This window comes from Kitasatospora sp. NPDC052896 (genome assembly GCF_044547075.1).
Lineage (GTDB): Bacteria > Actinomycetota > Actinomycetes > Streptomycetales > Streptomycetaceae > Kitasatospora.
This window is the reverse complement of record NZ_JBITZU010000002.1, coordinates 521,446-536,741: the sequence shown is the minus strand read 5'-3', so window position 1 is coordinate 536,741 and position 15,296 is coordinate 521,446. Positions and strand designations below refer to the sequence as shown.

Annotated in this window: 13 protein-coding genes; 7 read left to right on the top strand and 6 right to left on the bottom strand. The window is 73.1% G+C overall.

The window, feature by feature from the left end; all coding sequences use genetic code 11:
* The first annotated feature begins 4 nt into the window (after nucleotides 1–4).
* The 3 genes from ACIGXM_RS08515 to rarD all read left to right on the top strand — a co-directional run bounded on the left by ACIGXM_RS08515 (nucleotide 5) and on the right by rarD (nucleotide 3,137).
* On the top strand, nucleotides 5–1,054 hold the full coding sequence (locus ACIGXM_RS08515) for a 2-oxoacid:ferredoxin oxidoreductase subunit beta (RefSeq protein WP_396558221.1): 1,050 nt from the start codon (nucleotides 5–7) through the stop codon (nucleotides 1,052–1,054).
* 64 nt (nucleotides 1,055–1,118) lie between these two features.
* The gene (locus ACIGXM_RS08510; RefSeq protein WP_396558219.1) at nucleotides 1,119–2,009 is read left to right on the top strand and encodes an RNA polymerase sigma-70 factor; all 891 of its coding nucleotides are present in this window, start codon (nucleotides 1,119–1,121) and stop codon (nucleotides 2,007–2,009) included.
* 147 nt (nucleotides 2,010–2,156) lie between these two features.
* Entirely contained in the window at nucleotides 2,157–3,137 is a 981-nt protein-coding gene (gene rarD, locus ACIGXM_RS08505; protein WP_396558217.1) for an EamA family transporter RarD, read from the top strand.
* An 18-nt stretch (nucleotides 3,138–3,155) separates the two neighbouring features.
* Here the strand turns inward: rarD and ACIGXM_RS08500 are convergent, their stop codons facing one another.
* The 3 genes from ACIGXM_RS08500 to ACIGXM_RS08490 all read right to left on the bottom strand — a co-directional run bounded on the left by ACIGXM_RS08500 (nucleotide 3,156) and on the right by ACIGXM_RS08490 (nucleotide 6,338).
* The gene (locus ACIGXM_RS08500) at nucleotides 3,156–4,064 is read right to left on the bottom strand and encodes an ABC transporter permease (protein ID WP_396558215.1); all 909 of its coding nucleotides are present in this window, start codon (nucleotides 4,062–4,064) and stop codon (nucleotides 3,156–3,158) included.
* Nucleotides 4,051–4,983 carry an ABC transporter ATP-binding protein gene (locus ACIGXM_RS08495; protein WP_396558380.1) on the bottom strand — a complete coding sequence of 311 codons (933 nt, stop codon included), beginning with the start codon at nucleotides 4,981–4,983 and terminating at the stop codon, nucleotides 4,051–4,053. The genes ACIGXM_RS08500 and ACIGXM_RS08495 overlap by 14 nt, the downstream gene beginning before the upstream one ends.
* Nucleotides 4,984–5,063: 80 nt before the next feature.
* Nucleotides 5,064–6,338: an outer membrane lipoprotein carrier protein LolA gene (locus ACIGXM_RS08490; RefSeq protein WP_396558213.1), complete on the bottom strand. Its 1,275-nt coding sequence runs from the start codon at nucleotides 6,336–6,338 to the stop codon at nucleotides 5,064–5,066.
* Nucleotides 6,339–6,532: 194 nt separating this feature from the next.
* Between ACIGXM_RS08490 and ACIGXM_RS08485 the strand changes: the two genes are divergently transcribed.
* The 3 genes from ACIGXM_RS08485 to trxA all read left to right on the top strand — a co-directional run bounded on the left by ACIGXM_RS08485 (nucleotide 6,533) and on the right by trxA (nucleotide 9,934).
* Nucleotides 6,533–9,109, top strand: coding sequence for a bifunctional FO biosynthesis protein CofGH (locus tag ACIGXM_RS08485; protein ID WP_396558211.1), 2,577 nt, complete (start codon nucleotides 6,533–6,535; stop codon nucleotides 9,107–9,109).
* Between the two features lie 70 nt (nucleotides 9,110–9,179).
* Nucleotides 9,180–9,593: a MerR family transcriptional regulator gene (locus ACIGXM_RS08480; protein ID WP_396558209.1), complete on the top strand. Its 414-nt coding sequence runs from the start codon at nucleotides 9,180–9,182 to the stop codon at nucleotides 9,591–9,593.
* A gap of 14 nt (nucleotides 9,594–9,607) precedes the next feature.
* Complete coding sequence (trxA, locus tag ACIGXM_RS08475) at nucleotides 9,608–9,934, top strand: thioredoxin (protein ID WP_396558207.1); 327 nt, start codon at nucleotides 9,608–9,610, stop codon at nucleotides 9,932–9,934.
* A 338-nt stretch (nucleotides 9,935–10,272) separates the two neighbouring features.
* Here the strand turns inward: trxA and ACIGXM_RS08470 are convergent, their stop codons facing one another.
* From ACIGXM_RS08470 to ACIGXM_RS08460, 3 genes are all read right to left on the bottom strand, one after another.
* On the bottom strand, nucleotides 10,273–10,485 hold the full coding sequence (locus ACIGXM_RS08470) for a DUF397 domain-containing protein (RefSeq protein ID WP_396558205.1): 213 nt from the start codon (nucleotides 10,483–10,485) through the stop codon (nucleotides 10,273–10,275).
* Nucleotides 10,482–11,339, bottom strand: a complete 858-nt coding sequence (locus tag ACIGXM_RS08465) for a helix-turn-helix domain-containing protein (RefSeq protein WP_396558203.1) — start codon at nucleotides 11,337–11,339, stop codon at nucleotides 10,482–10,484. Before ACIGXM_RS08465 ends, ACIGXM_RS08470 begins: the two co-directional genes overlap by 4 nt.
* 404 nt (nucleotides 11,340–11,743) lie before the next feature.
* Nucleotides 11,744–12,505: a GPP34 family phosphoprotein gene (locus ACIGXM_RS08460; RefSeq protein ID WP_396558201.1), complete on the bottom strand. Its 762-nt coding sequence runs from the start codon at nucleotides 12,503–12,505 to the stop codon at nucleotides 11,744–11,746.
* 286 nt (nucleotides 12,506–12,791) lie between these two features.
* Between ACIGXM_RS08460 and ACIGXM_RS08455 the strand changes: the two genes are divergently transcribed.
* Nucleotides 12,792–15,230, top strand: a complete 2,439-nt coding sequence (locus ACIGXM_RS08455) for a hypothetical protein (RefSeq protein WP_396558199.1) — start codon at nucleotides 12,792–12,794, stop codon at nucleotides 15,228–15,230.
* Nucleotides 15,231–15,296: the final 66 nt, after the last annotated feature.

Below are 15,296 nucleotides of genomic sequence, written 5' to 3'. Positions count from 1 at the left end.
CGCCATGACCGAGACGCCGTTCCGTTCGCTCAAGCTGGTCCCGAAGGCCGAATCGCCGCAGAGCGCCAAGGACTTCAAGACCGACCAGGAGGTCCGCTGGTGCCCCGGCTGCGGGGACTACGCGATCCTGGCCGCCGTGCAGGCCTTCATGCCCGAGCTGGGCATCCGCCGGGAGAACACCGTCTTCGTCTCCGGGATCGGCTGCTCCTCGCGGTTCCCGTACTACATGAACACCTACGGGATGCACTCGATCCACGGCCGCGCGCCGGCCATCGCGACCGGGCTGGCCACCTCGCGCACCGACCTCAGCGTCTGGGTGGTCACCGGGGACGGCGACGCGCTCTCGATCGGTGGCAACCACCTGATCCACGCGCTGCGCCGGAACGTCAACCTGAAGATCCTGCTCTTCAACAACCGGATCTACGGGCTGACCAAGGGCCAGTACTCGCCGACCTCGGAGCTCGGCAAGATCACCAAGTCCACGCCGATGGGGTCGCTGGACGCGCCGTTCAACCCGCTCTCGCTGGCGATCGGTGCGGAGGCCGGCTTCGTCGCCCGGACCATCGACTCCGACCGCAAGCACCTCCAGTCGGTGCTGCGCGCGGCGGCCGAGCACGAGGGCACCGCGTTCGTGGAGATCTACCAGAACTGCAACATCTTCAACGACGGCGCGTTCGAGGTGCTCAAGGACGCCAGCACCGCCGAGCGGGCGCTGATCCGACTGGAGCACGGCCAGCCGATCCGCTTCGCCGACCAGGGCGTCTTCCGTGACCCGGCCAGCGGCACCCTGTTCACCGCGGAGGTGACGGCGGCCAACGAGGGCGAGGTGCTGGTGCACGACGCGCACGCCGCCGACCCGGCCACCGCCTTCGCGCTCTCCCGCCTCGCCGACGCGCACACCCTGGACCACACCCCGATCGGAGTGCTGCGCAGCGTCGAACGCCCGGTCTACGACTCGTTGATGGCCGATCAGCTGGCCGCCGCGGTGGACCGGAGCGGTCCGGGCGAGCTGGCCGCGCTGCTGGCCGGCAGCGACACCTGGACGGTCGACTGACGGCCCTCGCCCCGGTGCCCGGCAGCCCCTTGCCGGGCACCGGGGCGACTGGCAGCCTGAACGGGTGATCGACTCCGCGACCGCTCAGGACGCCACCGACCCGTTCCTCCAGCACCGCCGGCTGCTCTTCGGCACGGCCTACCGGATGCTCGGCAGCGTGGCCGAGACGGAGGACATCCTCCAGGACACCTGGCTCAGGTGGTCCGCGGTGGACCGGGCGTCGGTCGCCAACCCGAAGGCGTACCTGGTCAAGGCGGTGACCAACCTGGCGATCAACCGGCTGCGGTCGGCGCAGCTGCGCCGCGAGGCGTACCTCGGGCCGTGGTTGCCCGAGCCGCTGCTGACCGCACCGGACACCGCCGAGGAGGCGGTGCTGGCCGACTCGGTCTCGACCGCGCTGCTGGTGGTGCTGGAGACGCTCGGTCCGGTCGAGCGGGCGGTCTTCGTGCTGCGCGAGGTGTTCGGTTACGCGCACGCCGAGATCGCCGAGGTGCTGGGCCGTCCGGAGCCGGCGGTGCGGCAGATCGCGCACCGGGCCAAGGCGCACGTCCGGGAACGCCGCCCGCGCTACGACACCGATCCCGAGCAGCGCCGCCGGGTCACCGAGCGGTTCATGGCCGCCTGCGCGGGCGGCGACCTGTCCGCCGTCCTGGAACTGCTCGCACCGGACGTGGTGGCCTGGTCGGACGGCGGCGGCATCGTCAGCGCGGCCCGCCGCCCGCTGTACGGCCCCGACCACGTGGCCCGCTGGCTGCTCGGGGTGCTGGCCAAGCCCGCCGCGCAGGGGATCGTGGCCGAGCCGGCCGAGGTCAACGGGCAGCTGGGCGTGGTCTTCTCGTACGGCGGTGCGCCGGCCGGCGCGCTCACCCTCGACCTGGTGGACGGCCGGATCCAGGCGCTGCGGGCCCAGCTCAATCCGGAGAAGCTGGCGGGCCTGCGCCCGTCGGCCGGATGAGCGGGGGCCGGATGAGCGGGGCCGGGTCGCCGCGCTCCGTCACCCGGCGTCACTGTCATGACCGAACTCTGGTTATGGAGATGACAGCGTTGGCTCGCGGCCGCTACCGTCGGCACGGATCAGCGCCGGTCAGCAGGGAGGGACACGATGTCGACACAGGAGTCCCGGCGGCCGCCCGGCCGCTCCCGTGACGGCGACGAGCAGGGCCGCGGCCTCTGGCTCGGCGCCGCCGCGTACGGGATGTGGGGCCTCTTCCCGCTCTACTGGCCGCTGCTGGAGCCCAGCGGTTCCGGCGAGATCCTGGCCCATCGAATGGTCTGGTCGCTGGTCGTCGCGCTGCTGATCCTCACCGTCCAGCGGCGCTGGGCCTGGCTGCGGCCGCTGCTGCGCCAGCCCCGCCGGCTCGCCATGTCGGCCACGGCCGCCGCGGTGATCTCGATCAACTGGGGCACCTACATCTGGGGCGTGAACTCCGGCCACGTCGTCGAGACCAGCCTGGGCTACTTCATCAACCCGCTGGTCACCATCGCCCTCGGCGTGCTCGTCCTGAAGGAGCGGCTGCGCCCGGTGCAGTGGGTCGCCGTCGGGATCGGCGCGCTCGCGGTGGTGGTGCTGACCCTGGGCTACGGCCGGCTGCCCTGGATCGCGCTCACCCTGGCGTTCTCCTTCGCGCTCTACGGCCTGTTCAAGAAGCAGGTCGGGCTGGGCGGCGCGGAGAGCTTCGCGCTGGAGACCGCCTTCATCTTCCCCTTCGCGCTCGGCTACCTGCTCTACCTGGGCGGGACCGGGCACACCACCTTCGGGCACGGTGCCGGCCACACCGCGTTGCTGATGCTCAGCGGTCTGATCACCGCGATCCCGCTGCTCTGCTTCGGCGCCTCGGCGATCCGGGTGCCGCTCTCCACCATGGGGCTGTTGCAGTACCTGGCGCCGGTGTTCCAGTTCGCGATCGGGGTCGCGTACTTCCACGAGTCGATGCCGCCGGAGCGCTGGGCCGGGTTCGGCCTGGTCTGGGTCGCGCTGGCGGTGCTCAGCTGGGACGCGCTGCGCCGGGTGCGGGCGGAGCGCGCGACGGCCCGCGCGGTGCCCGCCGAGGGTGCCGGGGCGGCCCCGGCGGTCACCCGCTGAGGGCCCCGGACCGGCCCCCTAGGCGGTGATGTCCCGGGTGGTGAAGCGGGCCCAGGCGGCCGAGCCGAAGACGGCCACGTAGAGCGCCTGCAGTCCGAGGTCGCGCAGCACCCCGTCCCAGTACATCGGCTGTCGCAGCAGGTCGGCGAAGCTCAGCCACTGGTGGGTGAAGAGCCAGGGCTGGATCGCGGCCAGCTGCGGGAAGCTGTCCAGCACCTGGACGATCACCACCAGGCCGACCGTGGTCGCCATCGCGGCGATCCCGCTGCCGGTCAGGGTGGAGACGAAGAGCCCGATCGCGGCCAGCCCGGACAGCGAGAGCGCCACCACCACGGCGATCAGCAGGGCCCGCAGCAGCGCCTGGCCCAGACCGATGGTGTCGCCGGAGAGCAGCGTCACCCGCCCCACCGGGAAGAGCGCGGCGCCGGTGGCCAGCGCGGCGAGCGAGACCGCCGCCGTGGCCGCCGCGCAGAACGTCAGTACGGCGGTGAACTTGGCCGCCAGCAGCCGGTTCCGCCCGGCCGGCGCCACCAGCAGGTAGCGCAGCGTCCCGGTGGCGGCCTCGCCGGCCACCGCGTCACCGGCCACCACGCCCACCGTCATCGGCAGGAAGATCGGCAGCGAGACGGCCAGCGCGGTGAAGGTCAGGAAGACGCCGTTCTGGGTGACCTGGGCGAGGAACGCCGGGCCGCCGTCGCCGCCGTGCATGCCGCCGGTCTCCATCTTCACCACGACGCCGATCAGCACCGGCAGCGCGGCCAGGAAGCCCAGCAGGACCAGCGTCCTGGTCCGTCGGAAGGTCAGCCGCAGCTCGCTGGCGAACAGCGCCAGGAACCCGGCCGTCGTCTGCCGCCGAGGACCGGCCGGCGGCGCGGCGGCGGTCGGCCCGGCCGCCTCGGTGGTCGGCGCGGCCTCAACCTGCGACATCGAAACCCTCCCCGGTCAGCGCCACGAAGGCGTCCTCCAACGTGCCCCGCTCCAGGCCGAAGCCGTGCACCCGCACCCCGGCCTCGACCAGTGCGGCGCAGAGCCCGGGCAGCAGGGTCTCGTCCGGGCCGGCCGCCTCGCCGTCCACCCGGCCCTCGCCGGTCCGCAGGTCGGTCACCCGGTGGGCGGCCAGCACCTCGGCGGCCCGCTCGGTGTCCGGGGTGCGCACCACCAGCCGGCCCTTGGCCCGGGCGGCCAGCTCGGCGACCGTGCCCTGCACCACCAGCCGGCCCCTGGACATCACGGCGGCGTGCGTGCACACCTGCTCGATCTCGTCCAACAGGTGCGAGGAGAGGAAGACCGTGGTGCCCTCCGCCGCCACCTCGCGGACCAGCGCCCGGATCTCCCGCATGCCCTGCGGGTCGAGGCCGTTGGTCGGCTCGTCCAGCACCAGCAGCTCGCGCGGCTGGAGCAGCGCCGAGGCGAGACCGAGCCGCTGTTTCATGCCGAGCGAGTAGGCCCGGGCCTTCTTGCCGGCCGCCGCGGTCAGGCCGACCCGGTCGAGCGCCTCGGCGATCCGGCGCCCCCGGGTGCGCGGGTCGGCGGTCGGGTCGGCGGCGTCGTACCGGGCGAGGTTGTCCCGCCCGGAGAGGAAGCCGTACAGCGCCGGGCCCTCGATCAGCGCGCCCACCCGGGGCAGCACGCTGCCCACCGACTGCGGCATCGAGGCGCCGAGCACCGTCGCCACGCCCGAGGTCGGGGCGATCAGGCCCATCAGCATCCGGATGGTGGTGGTCTTGCCCGAGCCGTTGGGGCCCAGGAAGCCGAAGACGCTGCCCCGCGGGACCGTCAGGTCCAGCCCGTCCACGGCGAGCTGGCCGCCGGCGAAACGCTTGGTCAGCCCCCGGGTACGGATCACCGGAGCACCCCCGGCGGGGGCCGGGCCGGCCTCGGCCGCCCGGCCCCCCGTCGTGGTCTCCAGCGGCGGAGCTCCGGTCACTACTTCACCCCGGCCGCGGCCTGGAGGACCGGCAGGGTGACCGCGCCGGCGTAGACGTGGTCGTCGTTGGTGATCAGCACGTTGACCACGTTGGTGCTGATCAGCGTGCCGCCGTCGACCGGCTTGCCGAACGACTTGACCAGCGCGGAGGTGCTCGGGACGCCCTGGTGACGGCCCTTGGCCCGGCCGGCCCGGTCGTTGCCGCCGGCCGCCTCGGTGGCCTGGTCGGTGGGCAGCTGGAGCGAGAGCACGGTGGTCCAGCCGGTCCCGGTGACCGACACGCCGTGCTCGCCGGTACCGGCCTTCCCGCCGGTCCTCGGCTTCTCGGGGCCGGCCGGCTGCTCGGTCACCTTGGCGCCCTTCGGGGGCGTGAAGGTGAAGGTACTGGCGGCCGGCGCGGTGAACGAGACGTCGCTGAAGTGGACGTCCAGCACGGTCGAGCCGCCGGTCGAGGTGGCCACCACGGCCAGCGGCGTGCCGTTGGCGGCGTCCACCGCGATCCGCACCTCGCCGATGGTGGAACCGGCCTGCCTGGGCTTCACGCTCAGCTGGTACGCGCTGCGCCCGGCCACCGTGGTGGTGCCGGCCACGGTGACCGTGCTGGTGCTCGCGGAGCCGGCGAGGAGCTGCTGGGCGGCCTGCGCGGGCGTGGTCGGCAGGTCGGTCGGGAGCTGCGGCCGGTGGTCCCGCGCGGTGTGGTCCTGCGGGGCCGTCAGGTGCACCGCCTGGTCGCTCGCGCTGTCCCAGGCCCAGAGCTGGTCGCCGTTGTGGATCAGGTCGTACTCGGCCAGGTCCTCGACCAGGGCCACCCGCTGCCGGTCCGGGCCGTCCGCCGAGACCCGCAGGGTGTGGTCGCCGGCCAACAGGGTGGTCAGCCGGGACTCCGGTGAGGCGGCGGCCGCGTTGTCGCCCTGCTGGGCCTGGCCGCTGCCGCCGGCCGCGCCCGCGGTGCCCGTCACGGCGGCCGCCGCGCCACCGTGGCCCGCCGCGTCCAGCAGCTCGGCGGGGATGCCGAGATCGGCGGAGACCTGGACCGTCCCGCTCAACTGCTGGGCACCGCCGCCCAGCGCCTTGGCCACCAGCTGCTGGGCCGTCAGCTGCGGCAGTGCCGGTGCGCCGGAGTCGGCCAGCGCCGGTACCAGACCGATGCCGGTCGCCGCCACCGCCGCGATGGCCACCGGCACCAGCACCCGGACGGCCGTCCGCCGCCGGGCGTGGAAGACCTGGCCGGTCTCCGCGTCCTCGAACTCCTCGAACCCCGCGTACCGCGTCATGTCCCGCCCTCCGTCGGCATTCCGCTGATCCGACTCCATTAGATGGCAGCCGCCCGCTCACGGCATCGGCCCACGGGTCCAAGACCCGGTACATCTCCGGGGGCACCCGACCCTGACCCGGTCTCAGGGTCGCGGTGGGGGAGGGGTCCTCCTCCCGGCGTACGGGTGTCCTCCCGCTGGGCTAGGGTCTGGCCATGGACTCCACCCGCCCCGCCCCGCCGACCGCCACCGCCATGCGCCGGGCCCTGCGCCGGGCCCGCGACGGGGTCGCGCTGGACACCGCCGAGGCCGCCGTGCTGCTGCAGGCCCGGGGGGACGACCTGGGCGACCTCTGCGCGACCGCCTCCCGGCTGCGCGACGCGGGCCTGGCGGCGGTCGGCCGATCAGGGATCATCACCTACTCCAAGAAGGTGTTCGTCCCGCTCACCCGGCTCTGCCGCAACCGTTGTCACTACTGCACCTTCGTCACCGTGCCTGGCAAGCTGCGGCGGGACGGCCACGGGCTCTACATGTCCCCCGACGAGGTGCTGGACATCGCCCGCCGGGGCGCTGAACTGGGCTGCAAGGAGGCCCTGTTCACGCTCGGCGACCGGCCCGAGGACCGCTGGCCGGAGGCCCGCGAGTGGCTGGACGCGCACGGCTACGACGACACCATCGCCTACGTCCGGGCGATCTCGGTGCGGATCCTGGAGGAGACCGGCCTGCTGCCGCACCTCAACCCGGGCGTGTTGAGCTGGACCGACTTCCAGCGCCTGAAGCCGGTCTCGCCCTCGATGGGGATGATGCTGGAGACCACCGCGACCCGGCTCTGGTCCGAGCCCTCCGGCCCGCACCACGGCTCCCCGGACAAGGAGCCGGCCGTCCGGCTGCGGGCGCTGGAGGACGCCGGGCGCAGCGCCGTCCCGTACACCACCGGGCTGCTCATCGGCATCGGCGAGACCCACCTGGAGCGCGCCGAGTCGATCTTCGCGATCCGCCGGATCGCCCGGCAGTACCAGGGCGTCCAGGAAGTGATCATCCAGAACTTCCGGGCCAAGCCGGACACCGCGATGCGCGACGTGCCGGACGCCGAACTCGAGGAGCTGGCCGCGACGATCGCGGTCACCCGGGTGGTGCTCGGCCCGTCCGCCCGGGTGCAGGCGCCGCCGAACCTGGTGGACGACCAGTACCCGCTGATCATCGGCGCCGGCATCGACGACTGGGGCGGCGTCTCCCCGCTCACCCCCGACCACGTCAACCCGGAACGCCCCTGGCCGCAGATCGAGCGACTGGCCGAGCTGACCGCGGCCCAGGGCTTCCAGCTGCGCGAGCGGCTGACCATCTATCCGGAGTTCCTGAAGCGCGGCGAGCCCTGGCTGGACCCGCGGCTGCGCCCGCACGTCGAGGCGCTGGTCGACCCGGAGACCCTGCTGGCCCGGGAGGAGGCCCGGCCGGTCGGCCTGCGCTGGCAGGAGCCGGAGCAGCTGCCGGCCGCCGCCGGCCGTACCGACCTGCACCGGACCATCGACACCGAGGGCAGATCCGCCGACCGCCGGGCCGACTTCGAGGAGGTCTACGGCGACTGGGAGGCGCTGCGCGAGCAGGTCCGGGCGATGGCGCCGGAGCGGATCGACGGTGACCTCCGGTCCGCCCTGGCGACGGCCGCGGACGACCCCACCCGGCTGACCGACCAGCAGGCACTGGCCCTGCTGCACGCCGACGGCCCGGCGCTGGACGCGCTCTGCGCGATCGCCGACGCGGTCCGCCACGACGCCGTCGGCGACACCGTCACCTACTGCGTCACCCGGAACATCAACTTCACCAACGTCTGTTACACCGGCTGCCGGTTCTGCGCCTTCGCCCAGCGCCGCACCGACGCCGACGCCTACACCCTCTCGCTCGACCAGGTGGCCGACCGGGCCGCGCAGGCCTGGGAGGTCGGTGCCACCGAGGTGTGCATGCAGGGCGGGATCCACCCGGACCTGCCCGGCACCGCCTACTTCGACATCGCCCGCGCGGTGAAGGAGCGGGTGCCCGGGATGCACGTGCACGCCTTCTCGCCGATGGAGGTGGTCAACGGCGCCACCCGGACCGGCCTGTCGATCCGGGACTGGCTGCAGCGGGCCAAGGAGGCCGGCCTGGACAGCATCCCGGGCACCGCCGCCGAGATCCTGGACGACGAGGTCCGCTGGGTGCTCACCAAGGGCAAGCTGCCGGCCGCCACCTGGGTCGAGGTCGTCAGCACCGCCCACGAGCTGGGCCTGCGCTCCTCCTCGACGATGATGTACGGCCACGTGGACACCCCCGCGCACTGGCTCGGTCACCTGCGCCTGCTGGCCGGGATCCAGCAGCGCACCGGGGGCTTCACCGAGTTCGTCACGCTGCCGTTCATCCACACCAACGCGCCGGTCTACCTGGCCGGGATCGCCCGGCCCGGCCCGACCGCGCGCGACAACCGGGTGGTGGTGGCGATGGCCCGACTGCTGCTGCACCCGCACATCCGCAACATCCAGACCAGCTGGGTGAAGCTGGGCGCGGAGGGCGCCGCCGAGATGCTCCGCAGCGGCGCCAACGACCTGGGCGGCACGCTGATGGAGGAGACCATCTCGCGGATGGCCGGCTCGGCCTACGGCAGCTACAAGTCGGTCCGCGACCTGGAGGCGATCGCGACCGCCGCCGGGCGCCCGTCCCGCCAGCGCACCACCCTCTACGGAGAGGTCCCGCCCGAGCGCCGGGCCGCCGCCCTCGCCTCGGACGGCCACCTGCCGAAGCTGCTGCCGGTGCTGGACTGATCCGCCGCGCGCTGGCGTTGACGCCGACGGCAAGGTCTAGCGTCGGAGCACCGAGCAGAGGGAGGACGCCATGCGGATCGGAGAGCTGGCCGAGCGGGCCGGGACGACCGCCCGCACGCTGCGCTACTACGAGTCGCGCGGCCTGCTGACCGCTCGGCGCACCGGGAACGGCTACCGCAGCTACGACGAGGCGGACCTCGACCTGCTGCGGCAGATCAGGCTGCTGCAGGACTTCGGCTTCGAGCTGGAGGACACCCGTCCGTTCGTGGAGTGCCTGCGGGCCGGCCACCCGGCCGGCGACTCCTGCCCGGCCTCGCTGGTGGTCTACCGCCGCAAGCTGGCCGAGCTGGACGCCTGCCTGGACCGGCTGGGCGAGGTCCGCGAGCGGGTCGCCGCCCAGCTGGCCAGCGCCGAGCGGGCCAGCGCGGAGCTGGCGGCCGGCACCGCCGGGCCCCGGTGCGAGCTGACACCCGAGGGCGAGTGAGAGGACGTACGGCGATGGCGGGGAACGTGGCAGAGGTGACCGACCGGACCTTCGCGGCGGAGGTGCTGGCGGCGGACGGGCCGGTCCTGGTGGACTTCACGGCGGACTGGTGCGCGCCGTGCCGGATGATCACGCCGGTGCTGGCCGAGCTGGCGGAGGAGGAGGCGGGCCGGCTCAAGGTGGTGACGCTGGACGTGGACCGCAACCCGGAGACCCAGGCGGCCTACGGGGTGCTGTCGATGCCGACCCTGATGGTGTTCCGCGGCGGCGAGCCGGTGAAGTCGATGGTGGGGGCGCGGGCCAAGGCCCGGCTGCTGCGGGACCTCGCCGACGTGGTGTGAGCCGGTGCGGGCGGGGGCCGACCCGATTCGCCGGCCCCCGCACCGCGTCCGGGGTCAGCCGACCAGCAGCTGGCTGCGCAGGTCGCGCAGGTCGCGCAGGCCGCTGACGCGGGGCGGTGGCGAGCGCGGGGGAGGCGGCGCCGATCGAGAGCGCGGTGGTCAGTGCGGTGGCCGCCGCGGGAAGGCGAAGGGGGGCGGTCGTGGCCGGGAGGTTGAGGAGCCCGGGCAGGCGTGCCGTGGCTCCCGGATGGCCGGTTTTCCGCATTCTGTTGAATTGGTTGCGGTGTCGGAGGCCACCCGCCGGGCCCGACCCCGGGCCGGACGGGTGGCCTCCGGACTCAAGCCGCGCCGAACTCCCCGGCGCCCGCGGCGATCGCGAAGGCGGCCCAGGCGGTGGGCGAGAAGCGCAACTGCGGACCCTCAGGGTCCTTTGAGTCGCGGACCGCGACCGTGCTGGACGCCGGGACCGCGACCTCCACGCAAGCGCCGTTGCCGCCACTGTGGCTGCTCTTGCGCCAGGCCGGATCGACGGTCAGGGTCTTGGTGCTCATCTCTGGTACGCCTCCGCATAGTTGACTATCAACGCCCGGGACTCGACGACGCTCAGCGCCGCGGCCCGCAGGTGGTCATAGAGACCGGTATAGCGGCGGACGTCCACGTCCTTCTCCAGATAGAGGTCGCTCGTCACACCTTCGAAGTAGACGACGGTGGAATCGGCGGACTCCGGGAACTCCATCAGGGAGAATGTCCCGGTCATCCCGGGGTGCGCGCCGTGCACGAACGGGATCACCTGGATGGTCACGTTGGGTTGCTCGCCGACCTCCAGCAGTCGGGCCATCTGGTCGGACATCACCGGTTTGCCGCCGACCTCCCGGGCCAGCACCGCCTCGTCTATGACGGACCAGAAGCTGGCGAACCGGTCCTCGCCGGTGAGCCGGTCCTGCCGCTTGAGCCGCACCTCGACCCGGCGGCGGATCGCGTCGGCCTCGGTGTCCGGCTGGGTGCCCATCACCACCGCCTCGGCGTACTCCCGGGTCTGCAGCAGCCCGGGCACGAACGAGGACTCGTAGGCGCGGATCGAGGAGGCCTCGGCCTCCAGGCCGATGTAGACGCTGTACGGGATGTCCCCGAACTCGTGCCACCAGCCGCGCTGCCGGGACTCCCGGGCCATCTCCATCAGGCTGTTGCGCATCCGGGCGTCGTCCACGTTGTAGACGTCGCACAGGTCGCGGACATCGCGCTGGCTGATGCTGCGGCGGCCGTTCTCCAGTCGGCTGATCTTCGACTGGGAGACCATCAGCCGACCGGCCACCTCCTCGGCGGTCATCCCCTTGCTCTCGCGCAGGCGGCGCAGCTCGGCGCCCAGTCTCCTGCGGCGGACAGTGGGATTGATGCTGGCGGACACATCGACCTCCGGCGGTACCTCTGGTGTACGGGCTGTACGCGACAGGAGTGGCGGGTCCTTCCTGCTGCCTCGGACTGCTTCGGTGTTCGTGCCAACCCCCTGGCTCTCAGCAGCATGTCATCCCGAGTCAGGTCGCCGCCGGGGATTTGCCCGACCTGTCCGGGATGACTTGCACTATTGGTGTCCGAGCTGATATGCGGTCCGTATGCGGAGCGTTGGGTCCGGGCGGGTACGCCGACGGGGCGGGCGCCCCGGCGGGTGCCGGGTGCGACCGCCCCGTTCGTCTCGGGGCCCGGCCGTGCCGTGTGGCGCGAAACGGTGCTCCGGCGCCGTCCGGCCGGGTGCGCACCGGTGGCGCGCACCCCGTGGCGCGCCCTGCGGGCCGGCCGGCCGGTGCCGGTCGGTCAGCGCACGCCGACCGGGCCGGCCGAGCCGCGGGCGCCGCCCAACGGTCCGGGCACGGCCGCCGTCCTGGGTCGGCCGGCCGGCTCCGCGCCGTTGCGCGCCGCCGGAGCCCGCCCGCCGGTACGGCTCTGCTGGGTCGGAAGGCCGTTCTGCACGTCCATGACGGCGTGGGCGACCATCCCGCCGAGCGGGTCGTAGCGGATCAGGTCCCGCAGGCGGGACCGTGAGGACCGGCCCTCGTTGCCGGGATAGAGGTGCTTCCCGAGGCCCACCGCGTGTGCCAGCGCGGCCAGGGCGGCCGTTCTGGGATCCGGCGGGACGCCGGTGCGGATCGCGGTGTCGAGCCGCTGCTTGATGGCAGCGTTGGTGCAGTCGTCCGACGCCTGGTAACGCGTCGTCGGCAGGACCCCGCACACCTGGCCCGGCACCGCGGCGACCATCCCGCACCGTTCCAGGTGCGCCAGATAGGTCTGCCGCAGCCCCAGTCGGGGCCCGCCGATCCAGTGCGCGGCACGCACCGGGCTGCCGCGACGGCGCAGCAGCTCCAGGGCGTGGTCCAGGGTCGGGTCACCGGTCGGCCGCGGCAGCACCACGGCGATCCGGTCCCCGTCCGGGACTATCCGTCCAGCCAGGGACAGCTCGACGAGCTGTGCCCCGGCGAGTCCGAGGTCGAGGGTCTGCGGCTGCGCCGTGGTACCCGTGGTCGGGTCCAGTGCGAGCAGCAAGAGTTCCTCGGGAATTGTTCTGCGGCTCTTGCCCATCCAAGCCTCCCCGCGTGGATGAATGACAGAGTGACGCCTCTCACACGGACTTGTCGAGTACGCCTCCGAATCGTGACCTTGCGACGGGAACCGCGGGGAGGGGGCCCGTTGCACGGGGAACCAGGGGTCGAGGGGAGGACGTCACTGCGGGGGATAGGCCGATCATACGGAAAAACTGCCGGTCGGACGGGGTGTGACGACGGCGATCAGGCTCCGGTGGCGGAGACTGTACCGGTGTACGGGCGGCGGCGGGAGCCCCGCGGAGCGCATGAGGAGGTCGGGATACGTGGGCGAGGCCCCGGAGAAGGTGCGGCACGACGGGGAGCGGGAGCTGCCGACGGAGGATGCGGCGGCAGTGGCGGGCGAGCGGGCCGGGGGGCCGCGTGGCTCGACCGTCCAACTCCGTGTCCGCGAAGCGGACCAGCGGACGACGTTCCTACGGATCCCGACCGAGCCCGAGGGGGCTGAGGAAGCCGAGGAGGCCGAGGCGGCCGAGGCGGCCGAGGAGACTGAGGAAGCCGGGGCGCTCGAGGGAGGCGAGGAGTCCGAGGAGTCCGAGGCGGAGTCGGCGGCGGAGCTTGAGGCCGAGGCCGCGCCTGAGCCCGAGGCCGAGGAGGCCGAGGAGACTGAGGGAGCTGACGAGGAGTCGGCGGAGGCTGACGAGCTCGCCGAGTCTGCGGCGACCGACGATTCCGAGGAGCCCGAGGAGCCCGAGGAGCCCGAGGAGCCCGAGGAGCCCGAGGAGCCTGCGGCGGCGGAGGTCGCGGAGGAGGACGTCGAGGAAGCCGACGAGGCGGCCGACGACGAGCTGACCGTCGAGGTGCCCGGGCCCGTCCGCTCAGCGGACCCGCGTATCGCCATCCGGGACACCGCAGATGACGAGGCGGAGGAAGAGGACGAAGAGGGCGAGGACGAGGAGTCCGAGGACGCGGAGTCCGAGGGGGAGGAGCCTCCGGCCCGGGACCGGACCATGTTGCTCAGCCGCCCGGCGCCCACCAAGGCTGACGAGGCCGAGGAAGAGGCCGAGGAAGAGGGCGAGGCCGAGGAAGAGGGCGAGGGCGAGGACGCCCCCGAAAAGGAGGAGCCTCCGGCCCGGGACCGGACCGTGTTGCTCAGCCGCCCGGCGCCCACCAAGGCTGACGAGGCTGCTGAGGAAGACGAGGGCGAGGACGACGAGGGCGAGGGGGAGGAGCCTCCGGCCCGCGATCGCACCATGTTGCTCAGCCGCCCGGCGCCCGCCGAGTCCAAGGAGTCCACTGACCCCAAGCCCGACCCCAAGGCCGAGCCCGACCCCAAGCCCGACGCCGGAAAGCCCAAGCCCAAGCCCGACGCCGGCAAGCCCGCCGTCGAGCGCGAGCCGGTGGCCGTCGGCTCCGCCGCGCCCAGCTGGGCCGCCCGCCCCGCCGCCGCGCCGACCTCCCCGCCGCCCGCCGCCCCGCAGCCCGTCCCGGAGACCACCAACGAGGCGATGGAGGTGCTCGCCGCCCTCAGCGCCCGTCCGGTCTCCCCGCTGCGCCGTGCGCTCAAGCGGATCACCATCTGGACGGTCTTCGTCGGGTTCGTGCTCGGTGTCGTGGTGGTCGCCCAGCTGCTGCGCCCGCTGCCGGCCGCCAAGACCCGGATGAGCCTGTCCACCTCGTACACCTTCGCGGGTGCCCAGCCCACGCTGCCCTGGCCGACCGCCGGTCAGGCCGCCGCCGAGGTGGTCGGGGTGGGCAGCCTGGGCAGTTCGGGCCCGGAGACCCCGGCTCCGATCGCCAGCGTCACCAAGGTGATGAACGCCTACATCATCCTGCAGGACCACCCGCTCAAGAAGGGCGAGACCGGTCCGATGCTCACCGTCGACAAGGCCGCCGCGGACGAGTCCGGCGACGCCGACCAGTCCACGGCGAAGGTCACCGAGGGCGAACAGATCAGCCAGTACGAGGCGTTGGAGATGCTGATGCTCCCCTCCGCCAACAACATCGCGCGCCTGCTGGCCCGTTGGGACGCCGGCTCGGAGCAGGCGTTCGTCCAGAAGATGAACGCCCAGGCGGCCAAGTTCGGTATGGGCAACACCACTTACGCCGACGCGGCGGGCTACAACCCGAACACCAAGAGCACCGCGCAGGACCAGCTCAAGCTGGCCGAGCAGGTGATGAAGAACGACGTGTTCCGACAGATCGTGGCCGAACCCGACACCACCATCAACGGCACCCGGATCTTCAACACCAACTACCTGCTGAGCCCGCAGAACGGGATCATCGGCACCAAGACCGGTTCCAGCACGCCGTCCGGCAGCTGCCTGATGTGGGCCGCGACCAAGGACGTGAACGGGACCAAGCAGCTGATCCTCGGGGTGACCCTCGGTCAGCAGCCGACCGGAACTCAGACCATCCTGACGGCGGCCCAGTTCGCCAGTGCCCCGGTCATCGCGGCCGGGCAGAAGGCGGTGACCGGCCAGGTGCTGGCCAAGCAGGGCGAGGTGGTCGGCTACCTGGACGACGGCCTGGGCGACAAGGTGCCGCTGGTGGCCACCAAGGACGTCACGGCCACCGGGTTCGCCGGCGTCACGGTGACCCTCGCGCTGAGCCAGTCCGGCGGGATCGGCCACCAGGCCAAGGCCGGCACCCAGGTCGGCACCATCACCGTCGGTGACGGTGACCAGAAGCTCCAGATCCCGGTGGCGCTGCAGCGCGACCTCGCACCGCCGTCGATCATGTCCCGGCTGACCCGGACGCTCTGAGCACCCCGCGCGAACGCCGTGGGGCCCCCCCCCCCCCCGGGGGGGGGGCCCCCCCCCGCCCGGGGG